This is a genomic window from Streptomyces sp. NPDC051963 (assembly GCF_044593495.1).
GTDB lineage: Bacteria > Actinomycetota > Actinomycetes > Streptomycetales > Streptomycetaceae > Streptomyces.
In genome coordinates, this window is record NZ_JBIUCC010000002.1 from 941,673 (window position 1) to 961,889 (window position 20,217).

Here is a 20,217-nt window from a genome sequence, read left to right on the forward strand (position 1 = left end):
GGTTACTGACCGGTATGAACGAGAGCGGGCGAACTCGTAAAAGTTCGCCCGCTCTTCGGCTGAAGGTCAACCGGAAACCGTGATCCGAGGGTCAGGCCTTGAGGGCCGCGTCGATCGCCGTGTTGAAGTCGGCCACCGTCATGGGCACATTGCCGTCGGAGGCGGTCAGCGTCTTGCCGTCCATCTTCAACGTCGGGGTGCCGGTCACGCCGCTGTCGTCGAAGGTGGACGACATCTCCAGCGCCCACTTGTCGTAGGTGCCGTTGTTCACGGCGTTCTGGAACTCCTTGTTGTTCTTCAGGGCGTCCACCGTGTTCGCGATCTCGATCAGGTAGGCGTCGTCCTTGAACTTGTCGTCCGTCTCCTCCGGGTGCCACTTCGCCGAGTACATCGCGGTCTTGTACTCGAGGAACGCCTCGGGGCTGACGTTCAGTGCGGCGCCCAGGGCGCTGAGGGCGTTCCTGGAGCCCTCGCCGGGCGAGCCGTTGTCGATGAAGGTGGCGCCGACGTACTGGACCTTGAACTTGCCGTCGTCGATGTCCTTGTCGACGGTCGTGCCCACCGTCTGCTCGAACTGGGCGCAGATCGGGCAGCGCGGGTCCTCGTACATGACCAGCGTCTTCTTGGCGGTGGACTTGCCGATGACGACGGTGGTGCCGTTCTTGCCGGTGGTGTTGGCCGGCTTGACGAGCTTGTCGTCCTTCGCGGCCTCCCAGTAGCCGGGCTTGTTGCCCTGGACGACGGCGTAGCTGATGCCGCCGGCTATCGCGAGGACGCCGACGATCGAACAGGCGACGATGACCTGGCGCTTGACCTTGTCGCGCTTGGCCTGCCGTTCGCGTTCCTGGCGCAGCCGCTCGCGGGCGGCGCTCTTCGCGGCCTGGCTGTTCCGCTTGCTCATGGGGTTCTCCATTGGGGACGCGCACCTGTCGTGCGCGGGATACGTATGGGGGACTGCCGGTGCTCAGTTGCTGTTCGCGTGAAGGCTTATGCGAAGGCGGTCGGGCACGGCGGTCCGCGGCGTCCCAGGGAGTGCACGAGGATCCGGTCGCGGGTGGTGGCCGGACGGTGGGCGGAGCGCGGCAGGCGGCGGGCCGACGCGGCCGGGCGTACCGTCACCGCGGCGGCCGCGAGGAGCAGCGGCCGGAAGGTGGTGGCCGCCACAGCGCGCAGCAGCTGGGCCAGGGCCCGCTCGCCGCGGCGCAGATAGGCGGCGGCCAGGAGCCCGACGCCGATGTGTGCGCCCAGCAGCAGCCAGGCCGTCGCCGGGTCGGCGTGGGCCAGCAGGGCGGCGGCGCGGTCGGGGCCCGCTCCGGTGACCCGGGCGAGCGGGGCGCCGATGCCGGTGCCGTCGCCGCACAGGACGTCGAAGCCGACGGAGCGCAGCGGGCCGGCGACCGGGCCGCCCGCGGCGCCGTAGCAGACATGCTGGCCGGTGGTGAAGACGGTGTCGGCGGCCAGCTCCAGCGGGATCAGCAGGGCGGCGATCCGCCCGAACCCGCGCTCACGGCCCGCCAGCGCGAAGGCGATGACGAACACGGCGGCAGCGACCGCGGCCACCGTGTTCAACGGGAGCGGGACCCCGGACAGCAGCACGTGCGACGCGGTGCTGAGCGTCACGACGAGTGCCGTGAACAGCGCCGCGCGTACGGCTCTGAGCTGGGTCCCGGATATGTCCATAGCGGAGGAGAGTCTGTCACGCGGGCCTGTAAGGGACCCCTAAAGGAGTCCTGTGAGTGGCCCTTCCGTCACAGACCCGGAATCCGGCCGTTGCGGAACAGGTCCACGAAGACCTGGTGGTCGGCACGCGCGCGTGCGCCGTACTCGTGCGCGAAGTCGACCAGCAGGTCCGCGAAGCCGTCCTCGTCGGCGGCGATCGCCGCGTCGATGGCCCGCTCGGTGGAGAAGGGCACCAGGGACTCGCCGGACTGGTCGTCCGCCGCCCCGTGCATGCTGGCCGTCGCCCGGCCGAGGTCGGCGACGACCGCCGCGATCTCCTCCGGGTCGTCGATGTCGCCCCAGTCGAGGTCGACGGCGTACGGCGACACCTCGGCGACCAGCTGACCGGTGCCGCCCAGCTCGGTCCAGCCCAGCCACGGGTCGGCGTGTGCCTGGAGGGCGCGCTGCGAGATCACCGTGCGGTGGCCCTCGTGCTGGAAGTAGTCACGGATCGCCTGGTCGGTGATGTGGCGGGAGACGGCCGGGGTCTGGGCCTGCTTGATGTAGATCACCACGTCGTTCTCCAGGGCGTCGCTGTGGCCCTCCAGAAGGATGTTGTACGACGGCAGACCGGCCGACCCGATGCCGATGCCGCGGCGGCCGACCACGTCCTTCACCCGGTACGAGTCCGGGCGGGCCAGCGAGGTCTCCGGCAGCGTCTCCAGGTAGCCGTCGAAGGCGGCGAGCACCTTGTAGCGCGTGGCCGCGTCCAGCTCGATGGAGCCGCCGCCCGGCGCGAAGCGGCGCTCGAAGTCGCGGATCTCGGTCATCGAGTCGAGCAGCCCGAAGCGGGTCAGCGAGCGGGCGTCACGCAGCGCGTCGAGCAGCGGGCCCTGGGCGGTGTCCAGGGTGAAGGGCGGCACCTCGTCGCTCTTGGCGCCGGTCGCCAGGGCGTGCACCCGATCGCGGTAGGCCGCCGCGTAGATCGACACCAGCTCGCTGATCTGCTCGTCGCTGAGCGCCTTCGCGTACCCGATGAGGGCGATGGAGGCGGAGAAGCGCTTGAGGTCCCAGGTGAAGGGGCCGACGTACGCCTCGTCGAAGTCGTTGACGTTGAAGATCAGCCGGCCGTTGGCGTCCATGTACGTGCCGAAGTTCTCGGCGTGCAGGTCGCCGTGGATCCACACGCGCGAGGTGCGCTCGTCCAGGTACGGTCCACTGAATCCCCTCCCACCACCCCGCCCGGCGTTCTCCGCGTCGAGGTCGTGGTAGAAGAGGCACGCCGTGCCCCGGTAGAACGCGAACGCCGAAGCCGCCATCTTCCGGAACTTCACCCGGAACGCGGCCGGGTCGGCGGCCAGGAGCTCGCCGAAGGCGGTGTCGAAGACGGTGAGGATCTCCTCGCCGCGGTGCTCGGCGCTGAGCTGCGGGACCGACATTGCCTGGTGCCTCCTGGTGCGGGGTGGTGCGTGACATGTGGGGCGGATGTGACGTCCGTATGGACAGGCCCGTCCGTCCTCTTCCAACGCACGAAGGTACGTGGGAGTGCCCGCCGAGTGTCAGTCCTCCGGCATAGACTTCGACGCTGCCCCCCCCAGACTGTCGCCGAGCGTTTTCCTTGGAGGCCACGCCGTGTCAAAGCCGCCGTTCACGCACCTGCACGTTCACACCCAGTACTCGCTGCTGGACGGTGCCGCGCGGCTGAAGGACATGTTCAACGCGTGCAACGAGATGGGCATGACCCATATCGCCATGTCCGACCACGGCAACCTGCACGGGGCGTACGACTTCTTCCATTCCGCGAAGGGGGCCGGGGTCACCCCGATCATCGGGATCGAGGCCTATGTCGCCCCGGAGTCCCGGCGCAACAAGCGCAAGATCCAGTGGGGTCAGCCGCACCAGAAGCGGGACGACGTCTCCGGTTCCGGTGGTTACACCCACAAGACGATCTGGGCGGCGAACAAGACGGGCCTGCACAACCTCTTCAAGCTGTCCTCGGACGCGTACGCCGAGGGCTGGCTGCAGAAGTGGCCGCGGATGGACAAGGAGACCATCTCGCAGTGGAGCGAGGGCCTCATCGCGTCCACCGGCTGCCCTTCCGGCGAGCTCCAGACACGCCTTCGTCTCGGCCAGTTCGACGAGGCCTTGAAGGCCGCCTCGGAGTACCAGGACATCTTCGGCAAGGACCGCTACTTCCTGGAGCTGATGGACCACGGCATCGAGATCGAGCGCCGGGTCCGCGACGGGCTCCTCGACATCGGCCGGAAGCTCGGCATCCCGCCGCTGGTCACCAATGACTCGCACTACACGTACGCGCACGAGGCGACCGCGCACGACGCGCTGCTGTGCATCCAGACCGGCAAGAACCTCTCCGACCCGGACCGCTTCAAGTTCGACGGCACCGGCTACTACCTGAAGTCCACGGACGAGATGTACGCGGTCGACTCCTCGGACGCCTGGCAGGAGGGCTGCGCCAACACCCTCCTGGTCGCGGAGCAGATCGACACCACCGGCATGTTCGAGAAGCGCGACCTCATGCCGCGGTTCGACATCCCGGAGGAGGGCTACACCAACACCACCTGGTTCAAGGAGGAAGTGCGGCGCGGCATGCTCCGCCGCTATCCGAACGGTGTCCCCGAGGACCGGCAGAAGCAGGCCGAGTACGAGATGGACATCATCATCCAGATGGGGTTCCCGGGGTACTTCCTCGTCGTCGCCGACTTCATCATGTGGGCCAAGAACAACGGCATCGCGGTGGGCCCGGGCCGAGGCTCCGCGGCCGGTTCGATCGTCGCGTACGCCATGGGCATCACCGACCTCGACCCGATCGAGCACGGGCTGATCTTCGAGCGGTTCCTCAACCCCGAGCGTGTCTCCATGCCCGACGTCGACATCGACTTCGACGAGCGCAGGCGCGTCGAGGTGATCAGGTATGTGACCGAGAAGTACGGCGCCGACAAGGTCGCCATGATCGGCACCTACGGAAAGATCAAGGCCAAGAACGCGATCAAGGACTCCGCGCGCGTGCTCGGCTACCCGTACGCGATGGGCGACCGCCTCACCAAGGCCATGCCCGCCGACGTCCTCGGCAAGGGCATCGATCTCAACGGCATCACCGACCCCACGCACCCGCGCTACAGCGAGGCGGGCGAGATCCGCGGGATGTACGAGAACGAGCCGGACGTCAAGAAGGTCATCGACACCGCCAAGGGCGTCGAGGGCCTGGTCCGGCAGATGGGCGTGCACGCCGCCGGCGTGATCATGTCCAGCGAGCCGATCATCGAGCACGCCCCGATCTGGGTGCGGCACACCGACGGCGTGACCATCACGCAGTGGGACTACCCGCAGTGCGAGTCGCTCGGCCTGATCAAGATGGACTTCCTGGGCCTCAGGAACCTCACGATCATGGACGACGCCGTGAAGATGGTGCGGTCCAACAAGGGCATCGATCTGGAGATGCTCTCGCTCCCGCTGGACGACCCGAAGACCTTCGAACTGCTCTGCCGCGGTGACACGCTCGGTGTGTTCCAGTTCGACGGCGGCCCGATGCGCTCGCTGCTGCGCCAGATGCAGCCCGACAACTTCGAGGACATTTCCGCCGTCTCGGCCCTGTACCGGCCGGGCCCGATGGGCATGAACTCGCACACGAACTACGCCGAGCGCAAGAACGGCCGGCAGGAGATCACGCCGATCCACCCGGAGCTCGAAGAGCCCCTGAAGGAGACGCTCGGTCTGACCTACGGCCTCATCGTGTACCAGGAGCAGGTGCAGAAGGCCGCCCAGATCGTCGCCGGCTACTCGCTCGGCGAGGCCGACATCCTGCGCCGCGTGATGGGCAAGAAGAAGCCCGAGGAACTGGCGAAGAACTTCACCATCTTCCAGGAGGGCGCCCGGAAGAACGGCTTCTCGGACGCGGCCATCCAGGCCCTGTGGGACGTCCTGGTCCCGTTCGCCGGATACGCCTTCAACAAGGCGCACTCCTCCGCGTACGGCCTGGTCACCTACTGGACCGCCTATCTCAAGGCCAACTACCCGGCCGAGTACATGGCGGCGCTGCTCACCTCGGTCAAGGACGACAAGGACAAGTCGGCCGTCTATCTCAACGAGTGCCGTCGCATGGGCATCAAGGTGCTGCCGCCGAACGTCAACGAGTCGATGCACAACTTCGCCGCCCAGGGCGACGACGTGATCCTCTTCGGCCTGGAGGCCGTGCGCAACGTCGGCACGAACGTGGTCGACTCGATCATCCGGTCCCGCCAGGCCAAGGGGAAGTACGCGTCCTTCCCCGACTACCTGGACAAGGTCGAGGCCGCCGCCTGCAACAAGCGCACCACCGAATCACTGATCAAGGCCGGTGCGTTCGACAGCATGGGGCACACCCGCAAGGGCCTCACCGCGCACTTCGAGCCGATGATCGACAACGTGGTCGCGGTCAAGCGCAAGGAGGCCGAGGGGCAGTTCGACCTCTTCGGCGGGATGGGCGAGGAGGACACCAGCGAGCCCGGCTTCGGTCTCGACGTGGAGTTCACGACCGACGAGTGGGACAAGACGTATCTGCTCGCCCAGGAGCGGGAGATGCTCGGTCTCTATGTCTCCGACCACCCGCTGTTCGGCCTGGAGCATGTGCTGTCCGACAAGGCCGACGCGGGCATCGCCCAGCTCACCGGAGGTGAGCACGCGGACGGCGCGGTCGTCACCATCGGCGGCATCATCTCGGGCCTCCAGCGCAAGATGACCAAGCAGGGCAACGCCTGGGCGATCGCCACCGTCGAGGATCTCGCCGGTTCCATCGAGTGCATGTTCTTCCCGGCGACCTACCAGCTGGTGTCGACCCAACTCGTCGAGGACGCGGTGGTGTTCGTCAAGGGCCGCCTCGACAAGCGTGAGGACGTGCCACGCCTGGTGGCGATGGAGCTCCAGGTCCCCGACCTGTCGAACGCGGGCACCAACGCGCCCGTGATCCTCACCATCCCGGCCACCCGGATCACTCCGCCCATGGTCAGCCGCCTCGGGGAGATCCTCAGCCATCACCGGGGTGACAGCGAGGTGCGGATCAAGCTCCAGGGGCCGACGAAGACGACCGTACTGCGCCTGGACCGGCACCGGGTGAAGCCGGATCCCGCATTGTTCGGCGATCTGAAGGTGCTGCTCGGGCCGTCCTGTCTGGCCGGCTGAGCCGCAGTCGTGGATGAGGGGCGCACCTGTGCCGGGTGCGCCCCTCATCATGTGCCCGGGCTGCAACAGCCCGTTATGAAGATGTCAGTTGTGGCCGAAGCGCTTCTGCTTGCCCTTGCGCGCGACGTCGCCGGGAGTCACCTGGGACATGCGCTGCTCGGCCTGCGCCTCCATCGAGGACTGCTGGGCCTGCTGCTGCCCGCGCTCGGACTGCGGCTGCTTTCGGTCCTTGTTCTTGTTCTTGGCCATGGTGATCTGCCTCCTGAGGGGGATCTAGGGGCCAGGGCCGCGACCAGATTCACATAGGCTGACAAAGAACGCATTTCGGATAATTACCGTGTGTGACAGGGCTTATCAGGGAGCGATGCCTCGAAACGCCACGCCGAAGATCGAGTTCGGGCCGTTAACCCACGCGTGGTCGGGCAGACTCGAAGGAAGCCCGAAGCAAACCTCCCGGAAAGAGGGTGGATCGCGTGGACCGCTGCATCGTCCTGGTGGACGCCGGGTATCTGCTGGGGGCCGCCGCCTCTCTTCTCGCCGGAGAGCCCTCCCGCTCCCGCATCACCGTCGATCACACCGCCCTCATCCAGGGCCTGCGCGAACGCGCCGAGTCCGATACGGAACGGCCGTTGCTGCGCATCTACTGGTTCGACGGCGCCCCCGACCGCGTCCCGCAGCCCGAGCACCGCAGGCTGCGCGTCATGCCCCGGGTCACCGTCCGGCTCGGCGCCCTGACCCGCAGCGACGGACGTTGGGCCCAGAAGGGCGTCGACGCCGCGATGCACGCCGAGCTCACGGAGCTGGCCCGCAACCGCGCCTGCTCGGACATCGTCCTCGTCACCGGCGACGGCGATCTGCTGCCGGGCATGATGGCCGCCAAGGAGCACGGGGTCGCCGTACACCTGTGGGCCGTGCAGGCCGCCGACGGGGACTACAACCAATCCGAGGACCTGGTCGCCGAGGCCGACGAGCGGCGGGTGCTCGACCGCACCTGGATCACCAAGGCGGTACGGGCCAAGGACCTCGGCGGGATCTGTGCGCCGCCGCCGGCGCCGCGGCCCGAGATCGCCGCCATCCTCTCCGCGCCGCTGCCGGAGTCCGCGCTCACCTCGCCCGAGCGGCCCACCGAGGAGCGGGAGCACCCCGCGGCGGCCACCGCCTCCGAGAACGGCACGCAGGAGCGGGTGCCCGCACCCAAGGGCGTGCCCACCCCCAAGGACCTGGCCGCGCTGCGCGCCCCCGGCGCCCAGCCCGACCGGCAGCCCGCGAGCGCGACGCTGCGGTGGTCCTCCGACAAAGGGTGGGTCGACCGGCCCGGCGGGGCGGCCGAGCCGCCCGAGGTCGCCTCGATGCCGACGCTGGCGCAGCTGACCACGGCGGAGCAGCGGTGGGCCGACCGGGAGGAGGACATCACCACGGTCGGCGGCGATCCGTACGAGGTGGGGCAGGTGTTCGCGCGGCGGTGGATGGAGCGGCTCGGGGACCAGAGCCACTTGCAGAAGCTGTCGGGGATGTATCCGCGGGTTCCGCACCGGATCGACGGCGAGTTGCTGCGGTACGCCGCGCGGTTCGGACTGCTCGCCCACAAGGACGATCAGATCGACGAGCACGACCGCTATGCGATCCGGGCCGGGTTCTGGCGGGAGATCGATGTGCGGACGGCGGCGGAACACGCTCCCGCGGGGGAGTGAAACGGCACATACGCCGCCCCCAAGGGCGAGCAGAGGTCGCCGACCCCGTACTCTCGTCCCTTGTGAGTATGCGCGCGGGACAGGCACTTCGGCACGGTGGTGATGTCGTATGTGCGGTGCGCGGACTGACCAAGACCTATCCGGCGGTGCGCGGCCGGCGCGGGGTTCCCGCGACGCCCGAGGTCAGGGCCACGGACGAGGTACGGCTGGACATCCGGCGGGGTGAGATCTTCGGGCTGCTCGGGCCCAACGGCGCCGGGAAGACCACCCTCGTACGACAGCTCACCGGCCTGATGCGGCCGGACAGCGGCAGCGTGGAGATCCTCGGGCACGACATCGTGCGACACCCGGAGCGGGCCGCACGTATCCTCGCCTACCTCGGACAGGAGTCCACCGCCCTCGACGAACTCACCGTGTCGCTCGCCGCCGAGACCACCGGCCGGCTGCGCGGACTCGAACTGCGGCAGGCACGGGCCGAGCGGGACGACGTACTCGACGAGTTGGGCCTCACGCCGCTCGCCGGGCGTCCGCTGCGGAAGCTGTCCGGCGGGCAGCGGCGGCTGGCCTGCTTCGCGGCGGCGCTGGTGGGGGAGCGGCCGCTGCTGGTGCTCGACGAGCCGACCACCGGCATGGACCCGGTGGCCCGGCGGGCCGTCTGGTCCGCCGTCGACCGGCGCCGGGCCGAACGCGGCACCACCGTCCTGCTGGTCACCCACAACGTCATCGAGGCCGAGACCGTGCTCGACCGGGTCGCCGTCCTCGACCAGGGACGAGTGATCGCCTGCGACAGCCCCGCCGGGCTCAAGGAACAGGTCGCCGGGGAGGTCCGGGTCGAGCTGGTGTGGCGGGACCGGGCGCCGCTGGAGGTGCCCGAGGTCGCCGCGCTGCGGGAACGGGCCGTGGAGTCCGGGCGCCGCTGGACGCTGCGGCTCGCGCCCGAGGAGGCCCGGGTGGCCGTCGCCACGGTCACCGGCGGGGCCGCCTTCACGGCCCTGGACGACTTCACGCTGGCCACGCCGAGCCTGGAGGACGTGTATCTGGCCCTGGGCGGCAATCCGAAAGGGCTGGTGAAGGCATGAGTGCGTGGACCGTCGTATCCGTATGGGACGGTACGGGAGCCGGAGTGGGCCGTACGAAGGGGAGCAGCTCGACGTGACTGTCGTATCCGCCGATGTTCTGCCGGGCGGTGCCCTGGGCGTGGAGGACGCCGCCGACGGGGCGGCCGAGCTCGGGCCGCGGGCGCGGCTGTGGCCCTCCCTCGCCGCCGTGTACCGGGCGCAGCTGTCCCGGGCGCGGGTCGCGCGGATCCCGCTGCTGTTCGTGGCGACCTTCCAGTCGATCGGGATCATGATCCTGATGCGCGGGGTCGTGGACGGCGGGGACGAGGCCTGGTCCGTGGTGGCCGGGTCGTCGGTGCTGGTCGTGGCGTTCGTCGCGCTGAACCTGCTCGCCCAGTACTTCGGGCAACTGCGCGCCAGCGGAGGGCTCGACCACTACGCCACGCTGCCCGTGCCGCCCGCGGCGGTGGTGCTGGGGGCGGCGGGCGCGTACGCGTCGTTCACCGTGCCGGGGACCGTCGTGACGGCGGTCTTCGGGTGTGTGCTGTTCGGGCTGCCGCTGTCGAATCTGTGGGTGCTGCTGGCGGTGATCCCGCTCGCCGGTGCCGCGCTCGCCGGGCTCGGCGCCGCCCTCGGGCTGCTTGCGCCGCGGCCTGAACTGGCCACGGTACTGGGGCAGTTGGGGATGTCGGCGGCGCTGCTGCTGGGTGTGCTGCCGGCCGACCGGATGCCGGGGTTCGTGCAGTTCGCCCGCGATCTGTTGCCGTCGACGTACGGCGTCGAGGCCTTCGCGCGTACGTTCGGACCGAATCCGGACTGGGCCTTCGTGCTGCGTGATCTCGCCGTCTGCGGAGTCGTGGGGGTGGTGTCGCTGGCCGTCGCCACCTGGGCGTACCGCCGGGCTGCCGTCCGATGACGCGCCGCACAGGCGGGACTGGCACGATGTCAGGGTGACCGCACCGCTGACGCCTCCTCCGCCGCCACATGAACAGCCGTCCCACGGGGGGTGGCCGCCATCGCCTGCGGGGCCTTCGCCGGCCGCGCCGGGATACGGGGCCCCTGTGCCGCGTGACGTCGGGTACGGACAGGACGGGCCCGGGATGAAGACGGAATTGCGGGAAGGCGCGATCGTCACCGTCGCGGTGGCGCTGAGTGGGCTGCTGCTCGGGGTGCTGTGGGCGTGGCTGGCGCCGCGTGTGCCGCTGGTCGGCGACGTCGTCGACGAGAGCTGGGTCGTCTACCTCAAGGACACCGAGGGCGAGCAGGCGATCGGGGTCGACGGAACGTTCGTTCTGCTGGCGTTGGCCTTCGGCGTGGTGAGTGCGTTCGTCGTGTTCCTCGTCCGGCGGCGCGGGGGCGTGCCGCTGGTGGTGGGCCTGGCCGTCGGAGGGCTGCTCGGGTCGCTGCTCGCCTGGCGGGTCGGCATCTGGCTCGGGCCCGAGCAGGACGTGGTCGCCCACGCCAAGGATGTGGGCAAGGGCGTTGCGTTCTCCGCGCCCTTGGAGCTGGGGGCGAAGGGCGCGCTGCTGGCGTGGTCGCTGGCCGGGGCCGTGGTGCACCTGGGGCTCACGGCGCTGTTCGGGCCCCGGGACCCGGACCCGTATCAGCAGGGTCCGCAGGGTCCGCAGGGGCAGCAGGGCCCGCAGGATCCGTACGGGGCGCCGCAGACGTAGCTTTCGGGACGCCTGCGGCACCCGTCGTCGTCGTTCAGCGTGTTACGCCGGTCGCCTCCCGTGATTCGCTCGGCCCTTCTTGACGCGCCACTTGCGTTTCCGGGTCTTCTTCGACATGTCCCCTCTGCTTAACCGAGGAAGGGACCGGCGTCGAGAGGTCAGGCGCGGGCGACCGGGGCCAGGGTGGCGTCCGTGAGGTCGGTCAGGACCTTCGGGGACAGTTCGACCTCCAGGCCCCGGCGGCCCGCCGAGACGCAGATCGTGTCCAGGCCCGATGCCGAGGCGTCCAGCACGGTGCGCAGCTTCTTGCGCTGGCCCAGCGGGGAGATGCCGCCCCGGACGTAGCCCGTCGTGCGCTCCGCCAGGGTCGGGTCCGCCATCGTCGCGCGTTTGCCGCCCACCGCCGTCGCCAGGGCCTTGAGGTCCAGGGAGCCCGAGACCGGGACCACCGCCACCGTCAGCGCGCCGTCGACGTCCGCGACGAGGGTTTTGAAGACACGGTCCGGGGAGACGCCCATCGCCTCGGCGGCCTCCTCGCCGTACGAGGGGTGCGCGGGGTCGTGGTCGTAGGCGTGGACCGTGAAGTCCACGCCCGCCGCGGTCAGGGCCACGGTCGCCGGCGTTCCGCCGGGCTGTTGCTGCTTCTTCGACTTCTTCGCCATCCGGCCTGTTCCAGGTTCAGTTCTGACTCGTCGGGCCGCGCGTCAGGTCCGACGCCGGCAACGACGGCAGATTACGGATGATGGCCGTCTCGGAGCGAAGGAGTTTCAGTTCGTCACGCAGCCGGGACGCGGTGTCCGGGGACTGGAGCAGGCGCTGCTTCGCCGGTGTGTCCAGCATCATCGCGGCCGCCACCAGGTACGACACGACCGACGGCTCGTCCGGTAGTTCCGCGCCGGTCGTCAGCGACCGCTCCCGGGCGCCCGCCAGCCGCTTCTGGTACTGGCGGAAGGACCGCAGCACGCCCTGGGCCAGCGGTCCCGCCTCGTCGCCCGGCTCCTCCGGCAGTTCCTCGAGCTCGGCCGTCAGGAACGGGCCGGACGCGTCGACCGACAGCAGCCGCACCCGGGTCGTCCCCGTCGCCAGTACCTCGAACGTGCCGTCGGCCCGCTCCCGGATCGTCGCCGCGTCGGCCACACAGCCCACGCCGTGGAAGGCCTTGACGGGGTCGGCGCCGAAGCCGGCCGCGGGCCCGCGGTCGGGCAGGGCTGTCGGGTCCGGCATGCCGGGCGCGCTGGCGGCCACCTCGTGGCCGTCGCGGATCGCCACGACGGCGAACCGGCGCGATTCGTCCTCGGGGGACTTGAGGAGTTCGCGCATCATGGCGCGATAGCGCTCCTCGAAGACGTTCAGCGGGAGCACGAGTCCCGGGAACAACACCGAGTTCAGGGGGAAGAGCGGAAGCCGGACGGTGGTCACGGCGCAAAAGCCTAATGGCCGCGGGGGAACGCGCGTGCCCACCGCCCACCTGGTGGGCGGTGGGCACACCTCCTCAGCTCCGCCGCAGCAGCCGTGTGGCCCCCGCCGCGACCGTGGTCGCGAGGATCCAGCCGACCAGAATCATCGCCGCGGCCAGCCATTGCCAGCCGCCGCGCAGCTGCCAGAAACCCACCTGACCAAGGTCGATGACCGGCAGGAGCAGATCGAGGGCGAAGAGGGCAGGGTTCCAGGGCGGGTGCTCACCGGACTTGATCGGCGGATGGTCGGCGTGGACGAAGGCCACCGAACTCGCCGCCCACAACAACGCCATCCAGACTGCCGCCCGCCCGGGCCGGTAGCCGTACGCCACCGTCAGGTCCTGCACATACCCCCACAGCTTGGCCGCCGGCGGCAGGGTCTCGCGGCGCCGGCGCTGCTTGGCCAGCAGCACCTCACGGGCGTCCTCGTCCTCGCCGCCGGCCCGCAGCACGGCGGCCAGCCGCTCGTACGGCTCCGGGTTGTACTCGGCGGTCGCGGCGGCCACCCACTCCAGCCGCTCGGCGAGCGGGAACGGGCCGCGCGGCACGATGTTCTCGTAGGCGAAGCCGCCCATGTGCAGCCGCCCGGGGCCGGGCCAGCTGTCCGTCCGGTCCATCAGGTTGACGATCTTCGCCCCGGAGAGCACGACACGCCCACGCGCCGGCCGCTCCCCGAGGAAGCGCAACTCCGGCGTCTGCACCCGGCGCAGCGACAGCTCCTGCTCGTCGGTGAAGGTGAACCGGGCCCGCTCGAAGTCGACGGAGTCCCCGAACCGCCCGTCGTCCAGCCGCACCCCGCCCTCGCACTCGACCCGCTGGACCCGGGTACCGCGCGCGGGCGTGGTCCCGCTCAGCAGCACGCTCCCGACACCGGCCGGGGTCAGATACAGCGTCCGTCCGACGGTCAGCTGCGGCGCGTTCAGCGCGAACCGGGTGTACGGGTTGGCCAGCCGGGCACCCCGCAGGCTCAGCGACACGCCGACGTTGGCCCCGCGCAGCCGCAGCTCGCCGTGCGATTCCAGCAGCTCGGCCTGGAGGTCCTGCCCTACGGTGATGCCGTCGCCGGAGACGGAGCGCCCGCTGCGGTCGCGGTAGACGATGGCCTGGTTGAGCAGCAGATCCGTACCGATGTGCGCGTCGGTCAGCCGTACCCCGTTGTGGAAGCGGCAGCGCGGCAGATGCAGATCGCCCTCCGTCGCCACCCGGGCCGCCTCCAGGCGCGGCACCGAGCAGTCCACCAGCCGTACGGTCGTGAAGCGGGCTTCCGGCAGCAGGATCTCCCGCTCGAAGCGGCAGCCGCGCAGCTCGACGTACGGCGTGACCGTGCCGCCCGCGAGGTCCAGGGTGCCGCTGATCTGGACTCCGGTGAGCTTCAGCGACGACACCCGGCCCATGAGCGGGGGCGGTCCGTCCAGCAGCAGCCAGCACACGATCCGCGCGCGCACGGTCCGCTCGGGACCCCACGGGTGTCCGCCGTGCGGATCGTCGACGATCGCGTCGCCGCTGCTCAAGTCGTACACGCTGCCGTTGCGGAAGGCCTGCCACATGCCGGCCTCGGCGGCGGTCAGATCGTCCGGCAGGTCCCCGGCGCGGATGCCGGCCCCCTCGGTCACAGTCGTCCCTTCCTCCTGTTACTGATGGGTTTCGTACAACCGTTCATGCCCGCTGAGTGACGCCCCGAACGCTAAACGTGAAGCCGATCTTCCGGGTCATGTATCAGCCATTGATACGCGCGAACGACCGCCGACCGCCGTCTGCGAGAATTGAGCCCGTGATCTCCCGAATCGATCTGCGCGGCGACGCCCTTCCCGAGGGCCCCGCCCTGCGCGACCTGCTGCCCCGAGCCGACTTCGACGTTGCGGCCGCCCTGGAGAAGGTGCGTCCGATCTGCGAGGCCGTGCATCATCGGGGCGACGCGGCGCTGATCGACTTCGCGGAGAAGTTCGACGGGGTCAGGCTCGACCAGGTGCGGGTGCCGGCCGAGGCGCTCGAAAAGGCGCTCGAAGAACTCGACCCGGCCGTCCGTGCGGCCCTGGAGGAGTCCATCCGGCGCGCCCGGCTCGTCCACCGCGAGCAGCGCCGTACGACGCACACGACCCAGGTCGTGCCCGGCGGCTCCGTCACCGAGAAGTGGCTGCCGGTGGAGCGCGTGGGCCTCTACGCCCCCGGCGGCCGGTCCGTCTACCCGTCCTCCGTGATCATGAACGTCGTGCCCGCGCAGGAGGCCGGCGTCGAGTCCGTCGCGCTCGCCTCCCCGGCCCAGGCCGAGTTCGACGGGCTGCCGCACCCGACGATCCTCGCCGCGTGCGCGCTGCTCGGCGTCGACGAGGTGTACGCGGCCGGGGGCGCCACCGCTGTCGCGATGTTCGCGTACGGCACCGAGTCCTGCCCGCCGGCCAACATGGTCACCGGCCCCGGCAACATCTGGGTCGCCGCCGCCAAGCGCTACTTCACCGGCAAGATCGGCATCGACGCCGAGGCGGGCCCGACGGAGATCGCGGTCCTCGCGGACGACACGGCGGATCCGGTGCACGTCGCCGCCGACCTGATCAGCCAGGCCGAGCACGACCCGCTGGCGGCAGCCGTGCTCGTCACGGACTCCGTCGAGTTGGCGGACGCGGTCGAGAAGGAGCTGGAGCCGCAGGTCGCGGCCACCAAGCACATCGAGGACCGGATCCGCCCGGCTCTCGCCGGCCGGCAGTCCGCGATCGTGCTCGTCGACGGCATCGACGAAGGTCTGCGGGTGGTCGACGCGTACGGCGCCGAGCACCTGGAGATCCAGACGGCCGACGCCTCCGCGGTGGCCGACCGGGTCCGCAACGCGGGCGCGATCTTCATCGGCCCCTGGGCGCCGGTCTCGCTCGGCGACTACGCCGCCGGGTCCAACCACGTCCTGCCCACCGGAGGCTGCGCCTGCCACTCCTCGGGCCTGTCGGTCCAGTCCTTCCTGCGCGGCATCCACATCGTCGACTACACGAAGGACGCGCTGGCCGACGTGGCGCATCACGTGGTGACGCTGGCGGAGGCGGAGGATCTGCCCGCGCACGGCGCGGCGATCAAGGCGAGGTTCGACTGGAAGGTTCCCGAGGGCAAGTGACCGGTATCGACGATCTCCCCGTACGGGACGAGCTGCGCGGCAAGTCCCCCTATGGCGCGCCCCAGTTGGACGTCCCCGTACGGCTGAACACCAATGAGAACCCCTACCCGCTGCCCGAGCCCTTGGTCGAACGGATCGCCGAGCGGGTGCGCGAGGCGGCCCGGAACCTCAACCGCTACCCGGACCGGGACGCGGTCGAGCTGCGCACACGGCTCGCCGAGTACCTGACCGACACATCCGGCCACGAGGTCGGCCTGGCGAACGTCTGGGCGGCCAACGGCTCCAACGAGGTCATCCAGCAGCTGCTCCAGACCTTCGGCGGCCCCGGCCGTACCGCGATCGGCTTCGAGCCGTCGTACTCGATGCACGCGCTCATCGCGCGCGGCACGGGAACGGGATGGATCTCGGGCCCGCGGAGGGACGACTTCACGATCGATGTCGAGGCCGCCGAGAAGGCGATCGCCGAGAACCGGCCGGACGTCGTCTTCATCACCACCCCCAACAACCCCACGGGCAACGCCGTTCCGCCCGGGACGGTCCACGCGCTGTACGAGGCCGCGCAGGCGGCCAAGCCGTCGATGGTCGTGGTCGACGAGGCGTACATCGAGTTCAGCCACGGCGACTCACTGCTGCCGCTGCTCGAAGGTCGGCCGAATCTCGTCGTTTCGCGGACCATGTCGAAGGCGTTCGGCGCGGCCGGACTCCGCCTCGGCTACCTCGCCGCGCACCCGGCGGTCGTCGACGCCGTCCAGCTCGTACGGCTGCCCTACCACCTCTCGGCGATCACCCAGGCGACCGCACTCGCGGCCCTGGAGCACACCGACACGCTGCTGAAGTACGTCGAGCAGCTGAAGGCCGAGCGGGACCGGCTGGTGAGCGAGTTGCGGGCGGCGGGCTACGAAGTCGTCGAGTCCGACGCGAACTTCGTGCAGTTCGGCCGGTTCGAGGACTCGCACACGGCCTGGCAGCGCATCCTCGACCAGGGCGTCCTGGTCCGGGACAACGGCATCGCGGGGTGGCTGCGGGTCAGCGCCGGAACCCCACAGGAGAACGACGCGTTCCTCGACGCGGTACGTGAACTCAAGAAGGAGCAGAGCGGATGAGCCGCGTAGGACGCGTGGAACGGGTCACCAAGGAGACCTCGGTCCTCGTCGAGATCGACCTCGACGGCACCGGGAAGACGGAGATCTCCACGGGTGTCGGCTTCTACGACCACATGCTCGACCAGCTCGGCCGGCACGGTCTGTTCGACCTGACCGTGAAGACCGAGGGCGATCTGCACATCGACTCGCACCACACCATCGAGGACTCCGCCCTCGCGCTGGGCGCCGCCTTCAAGCAGGCGCTCGGCGACAAGGTGGGGATCTACCGGTTCGGCAACTGCACCGTCCCCCTGGACGAGTCCCTTGCCCAGGTGACGGTGGATCTCAGCGGCCGCCCGTACCTCGTGCACACCGAGCCCGAGAAGATGGCGCCGATGATCGGCGAGTACGACACGACGATGACCCGGCACATCCTGGAGTCCTTCGTCGCCCAGGCCCAGATCGCGCTGCACGTGCACGTGCCGTACGGGCGCAACGCACACCACATCGTGGAGTGCCAGTTCAAGGCGCTGGCGCGGGCGCTGCGGTACGCGAGCGAGAAGGACCCGCGCGCCGCCGGCATCCTGCCGTCCACGAAGGGTGCGCTGTAAAGCCATGAACGGTCTCTCCACGGTCCTGATCGTCGTCGGTCTCTTCCTGGTCGGCGGCATCATCTCCTTCGCCAAGCAGCAGATGCCGAAGAGCCTCATCGTGCTGCTCTCCATCGGCGCCGCGATGTGTCTGCTCGCCGGTGTCGTGAGGCTGGAGGTGTGGAATTGAGCGCCCCCAGCAGAGTGGTCGTCTTCGACTACGGCTTCGGCAACGTGAGGTCGGCCGAGCGTGCCCTCGCGCGCGTGGGGGCCGACGTCGAGATCACCCGTGACTACGACAGGGCCATGAACGCCGACGGGCTGCTGGTGCCCGGCGTCGGGGCCTTCGCGGCCTGCATGAAGGGTCTGACCGAGGCCCGCGGCGACTGGATCATCGACCGTCGCCTCGCCGGCGGCCGTCCCGTCATGGGCATCTGCGTCGGCATGCAGATCCTGTTCGCGCGCGGCATCGAGCACGGCGTGGAGACCGAGGGCCTCGACGAGTGGCCCGGTTCGGTCGAGCCGCTCCAGGCCGAGATCGTGCCCCACATGGGCTGGAACACCGTGGACGTCGCGTCCGGCTCCGAGCTGTTCGCCGGTCTCGACACGGACGCGCGCTTCTACTTCGTGCACTCGTACGCCGTCCACGACTGGCTCCTTCAGGTGCACAACCCGGCGATGGCCGCGCCCAAGGTCACCTGGTCGACGCACGGCAAGCCCTTCGTGGCCGCCGTGGAGAACGGCGCGTTGTGGGCGACGCAGTTCCACCCCGAGAAGTCCGGCGACGCCGGAGCCCAGCTCCTCACCAACTGGATCGGAACACTGTGAGCAAGCTCGAACTCCTTCCCGCCGTCGACGTCCGCGACGGCCAGGCCGTCCGCCTCGTGCACGGCGAGTCCGGAACCGAGACCTCGTACGGCTCCCCCCTGGAGGCCGCCCTCGCCTGGCAGCGCGCGGGCGCCGAGTGGCTGCACCTGGTCGACCTGGACGCCGCGTTCGGCACGGGCGACAACCGTGATCTGATCGGCGAGGTCACCGAGGCCATGGACATCAAGGTGGAGCTGTCCGGCGGCATCCGGGACGACGCCTCCCTGGCCGCCGCGCTGGCCACGGGCTGCACGCGCGTGAACCTCGGCACGGCCGCCCTGGAGACCCCCGAGTGGGTCGCCAAGGTCATCGCCGAGCACGGCGACAAGATCGCGGTCGGTCTCGACGTACGCGGCACGACGCTGCGCGGCCGCGGCTGGACCCGCGACGGCGGCGACCTCTACGAGACGCTGGAGCGCCTCAACAAGGAGGGCTGCGCGCGGTACGTGGTCACCGACATCGCGAAGGACGGCACGCTTCAGGGCCCGAACCTGGAACTGCTGAGGAACGTCTGCGCGGCGACGGACCGCCCGGTCGTGGCCTCCGGCGGGGTGTCCTCGCTGGACGACCTGCGGGCCATCGCCGAGCTCGTGCCGCTCGGCGTCGAGGGTTCGATCGTCGGGAAGGCCCTGTACGCGAAGGCGTTCACCTTGGAAGAGGCCTTGGAGGCGGTAGCCCGGTGAGCGATCTGCGACGCGTCACGACCGGTGCGCCCTGGGAGGATGCCTTCGGCTACTCCCGCGCGGTGGAGCTGCCGAACGGTCTGGTGCTGGTGTCCGGTTGCACGTCGATAGTGGACGGCGAGATCGCCGGGGGCGGCCCGTACGAGCAGGCGATCAACTCCTTCAAGGTCGCGTTCGCGGCGCTGGAGCAGCTGGGCCTCGGCCGGGACGACGTCGTGCGTACGCGCATGTACATCACCCATGCCCGGGACGTGGACGACGTCGGACGCGCTCACAAGGAGCTCTTCGACTCCGTCCGGCCCGCCGCATCCATGATCATCGTCTCCGGCTTCGTGGACCCCAGTCTGGTCGTCGAGGTCGAGGTGGAGGCGTTCCGAGGAGATACCGCAGCATGACCCTGGCCGTACGAGTCATCCCCTGCCTGGACGTGGACAACGGCCGGGTCGTCAAGGGCGTCAACTTCCAGAACCTGCGCGACGCGGGCGACCCCGTCGAGATGGCCAAGGTGTACGACGCCGAGGGCGCCGACGAGCTGACCTTCCTGGACATCACCGCCTCCTCGGGCGACCGCGAGACGACGTACGACGTGGTGCGCCGCACCGCCGAGCAGGTGTTCATCCCGCTCACGGTCGGCGGTGGCGTCCGTACGGCCGAGGACGTGGACAAGCTGCTGCGGGCGGGCGCGGACAAGGTGGGCGTCAACACCGCGGCCATCGCCCGTCCCGACCTGATCCGCGAGATCGCCGAGCGTTTCGGGCGGCAGGTGCTGGTCCTGTCGGTGGACGCGCGGCGGACTCCGTCCGGGAGCTTCGAGGTCACGACCCACGGCGGCCGCAAGGGCACCGGCATCGACGCCGTCGAGTGGGCGCATCGGGCCGCCGAGCTGGGCGCGGGCGAGATCCTGCTCAACTCGATGGACGCGGACGGCACGAAGGACGGCTACGACATCGAGATGATCGAGGCCGTCCGGGGGCATGTGACGGTGCCGCTGATCGCCTCCGGCGGGGCGGGCAGTCTGGCTCACTTCCCCCCGGCCATCGCCGCCGGCGCGGACGCGGTGCTCGCCGCCTCCGTCTTCCACTTCGGCGATCTGCGGATCGGTGAGGTGAAGGAGACGTTGCGGGGGGCGGGGAACCCGGTTCGCTGAGCACACCGAGATGCGAAAGAGAAGTTGCGCAAATCTTA

Annotated in this window: 20 protein-coding genes; 13 read left to right on the forward strand and 7 right to left on the reverse strand. The window is 69.9% G+C overall.

Translation table 11 applies throughout. The features are described from left to right. Positions 1-91: 91 nt before the first annotated feature. The 3 genes from ACIHFB_RS10675 to ACIHFB_RS10685 form a co-directional block, all read right to left on the reverse strand. Positions 92-901: a thioredoxin domain-containing protein gene (locus ACIHFB_RS10675; RefSeq protein ID WP_400126379.1), complete on the reverse strand. Its 810-nt coding sequence runs from the start codon at positions 899-901 to the stop codon at positions 92-94. A gap of 86 nt (positions 902-987) precedes the next feature. Continuing rightward, positions 988-1,680 carry a hypothetical protein gene (locus ACIHFB_RS10680; protein ID WP_365277522.1) on the reverse strand — a complete coding sequence of 231 codons (693 nt, stop codon included), beginning with the start codon at positions 1,678-1,680 and terminating at the stop codon, positions 988-990. A gap of 68 nt (positions 1,681-1,748) precedes the next feature. Then, positions 1,749-3,098: a DUF2252 domain-containing protein gene (locus ACIHFB_RS10685; protein WP_365277525.1), complete on the reverse strand. Its 1,350-nt coding sequence runs from the start codon at positions 3,096-3,098 to the stop codon at positions 1,749-1,751. Positions 3,099-3,291: 193 nt separating this feature from the next. On the opposite strand from ACIHFB_RS10685, the gene dnaE reads away from it, so the two are divergent. Next, positions 3,292-6,834, forward strand: a complete 3,543-nt coding sequence (gene dnaE, locus ACIHFB_RS10690; RefSeq protein WP_365277528.1) for a DNA polymerase III subunit alpha — start codon at positions 3,292-3,294, stop codon at positions 6,832-6,834. Between the two features lie 84 nt (positions 6,835-6,918). On the opposite strand, the gene ACIHFB_RS10695 is transcribed toward dnaE, so the two are convergent. Further along, positions 6,919-7,083, reverse strand: a complete 165-nt coding sequence (locus ACIHFB_RS10695) for a hypothetical protein (RefSeq protein WP_210587404.1) — start codon at positions 7,081-7,083, stop codon at positions 6,919-6,921. 224 nt (positions 7,084-7,307) lie between these two features. Here ACIHFB_RS10695 and ACIHFB_RS10700 point away from each other — a divergent pair, with 224 nt between their 5' ends. From ACIHFB_RS10700 to ACIHFB_RS10715, 4 genes are all read left to right on the forward strand, one after another. Next, positions 7,308-8,525, forward strand: coding sequence for an NYN domain-containing protein (locus tag ACIHFB_RS10700; protein WP_365277531.1), 1,218 nt, complete (start codon positions 7,308-7,310; stop codon positions 8,523-8,525). A 68-nt stretch (positions 8,526-8,593) separates the two neighbouring features. Continuing rightward, positions 8,594-9,604: an ABC transporter ATP-binding protein gene (locus ACIHFB_RS10705; protein WP_400126762.1), complete on the forward strand. Its 1,011-nt coding sequence runs from the start codon at positions 8,594-8,596 to the stop codon at positions 9,602-9,604. A gap of 73 nt (positions 9,605-9,677) precedes the next feature. Then, a complete protein-coding gene (locus tag ACIHFB_RS10710; protein ID WP_365277533.1) occupies positions 9,678-10,499 on the forward strand; it encodes an ABC transporter permease in 822 nt (273 codons plus the stop codon). Between the two features lie 34 nt (positions 10,500-10,533). Next, a complete protein-coding gene (locus tag ACIHFB_RS10715) occupies positions 10,534-11,256 on the forward strand; it encodes an AAA family ATPase (RefSeq protein ID WP_400126382.1) in 723 nt (240 codons plus the stop codon). Between the two features lie 158 nt (positions 11,257-11,414). Here ACIHFB_RS10715 and ybaK read toward each other — a convergent pair whose 3' ends face one another. The 3 genes from ybaK to ACIHFB_RS10730 form a co-directional block, all read right to left on the reverse strand. Next, a complete protein-coding gene (ybaK, locus tag ACIHFB_RS10720; RefSeq protein ID WP_400126384.1) occupies positions 11,415-11,918 on the reverse strand; it encodes a Cys-tRNA(Pro) deacylase in 504 nt (167 codons plus the stop codon). A 16-nt stretch (positions 11,919-11,934) separates the two neighbouring features. Continuing rightward, on the reverse strand, positions 11,935-12,675 hold the full coding sequence (locus ACIHFB_RS10725; protein WP_365277541.1) for an LON peptidase substrate-binding domain-containing protein: 741 nt from the start codon (positions 12,673-12,675) through the stop codon (positions 11,935-11,937). A 73-nt stretch (positions 12,676-12,748) separates the two neighbouring features. Beyond that, on the reverse strand, positions 12,749-14,326 hold the full coding sequence (locus ACIHFB_RS10730; RefSeq protein ID WP_365277543.1) for an oxidoreductase: 1,578 nt from the start codon (positions 14,324-14,326) through the stop codon (positions 12,749-12,751). A 158-nt stretch (positions 14,327-14,484) separates the two neighbouring features. On the opposite strand from ACIHFB_RS10730, the gene hisD reads away from it, so the two are divergent. The 8 genes from hisD to hisF are packed head-to-tail and all read left to right on the forward strand — an operon-like array spanning position 14,485 to position 20,179. Beyond that, a complete protein-coding gene (gene hisD / locus ACIHFB_RS10735) occupies positions 14,485-15,810 on the forward strand; it encodes a histidinol dehydrogenase (RefSeq protein WP_400126387.1) in 1,326 nt (441 codons plus the stop codon). Beyond that, positions 15,807-16,913 carry a histidinol-phosphate transaminase gene (locus ACIHFB_RS10740; RefSeq protein ID WP_365277549.1) on the forward strand — a complete coding sequence of 369 codons (1,107 nt, stop codon included), beginning with the start codon at positions 15,807-15,809 and terminating at the stop codon, positions 16,911-16,913. Before hisD ends, ACIHFB_RS10740 begins: the two co-directional genes overlap by 4 nt. Further along, positions 16,910-17,503, forward strand: coding sequence for an imidazoleglycerol-phosphate dehydratase HisB (gene hisB, locus ACIHFB_RS10745; protein ID WP_365277552.1), 594 nt, complete (start codon positions 16,910-16,912; stop codon positions 17,501-17,503). Before ACIHFB_RS10740 ends, hisB begins: the two co-directional genes overlap by 4 nt. Before the next feature lie 4 nt (positions 17,504-17,507). Continuing rightward, positions 17,508-17,672, forward strand: a complete 165-nt coding sequence (locus ACIHFB_RS10750; RefSeq protein WP_365277555.1) for a hypothetical protein — start codon at positions 17,508-17,510, stop codon at positions 17,670-17,672. After that, complete coding sequence (gene hisH, locus ACIHFB_RS10755; RefSeq protein WP_400126389.1) at positions 17,669-18,310, forward strand: imidazole glycerol phosphate synthase subunit HisH; 642 nt, start codon at positions 17,669-17,671, stop codon at positions 18,308-18,310. The genes ACIHFB_RS10750 and hisH overlap by 4 nt, the downstream gene beginning before the upstream one ends. Further along, on the forward strand, positions 18,307-19,032 hold the full coding sequence (priA, locus tag ACIHFB_RS10760; RefSeq protein WP_400126391.1) for a bifunctional 1-(5-phosphoribosyl)-5-((5-phosphoribosylamino)methylideneamino)imidazole-4-carboxamide isomerase/phosphoribosylanthranilate isomerase PriA: 726 nt from the start codon (positions 18,307-18,309) through the stop codon (positions 19,030-19,032). The genes hisH and priA overlap by 4 nt, the downstream gene beginning before the upstream one ends. Next, the gene (locus ACIHFB_RS10765; protein WP_365277563.1) at positions 19,029-19,427 is read left to right on the forward strand and encodes a RidA family protein; all 399 of its coding nucleotides are present in this window, start codon (positions 19,029-19,031) and stop codon (positions 19,425-19,427) included. Before priA ends, ACIHFB_RS10765 begins: the two co-directional genes overlap by 4 nt. After that, the gene (hisF, locus tag ACIHFB_RS10770) at positions 19,424-20,179 is read left to right on the forward strand and encodes an imidazole glycerol phosphate synthase subunit HisF (RefSeq protein ID WP_365277566.1); all 756 of its coding nucleotides are present in this window, start codon (positions 19,424-19,426) and stop codon (positions 20,177-20,179) included. Before ACIHFB_RS10765 ends, hisF begins: the two co-directional genes overlap by 4 nt. Positions 20,180-20,217: the final 38 nt, after the last annotated feature.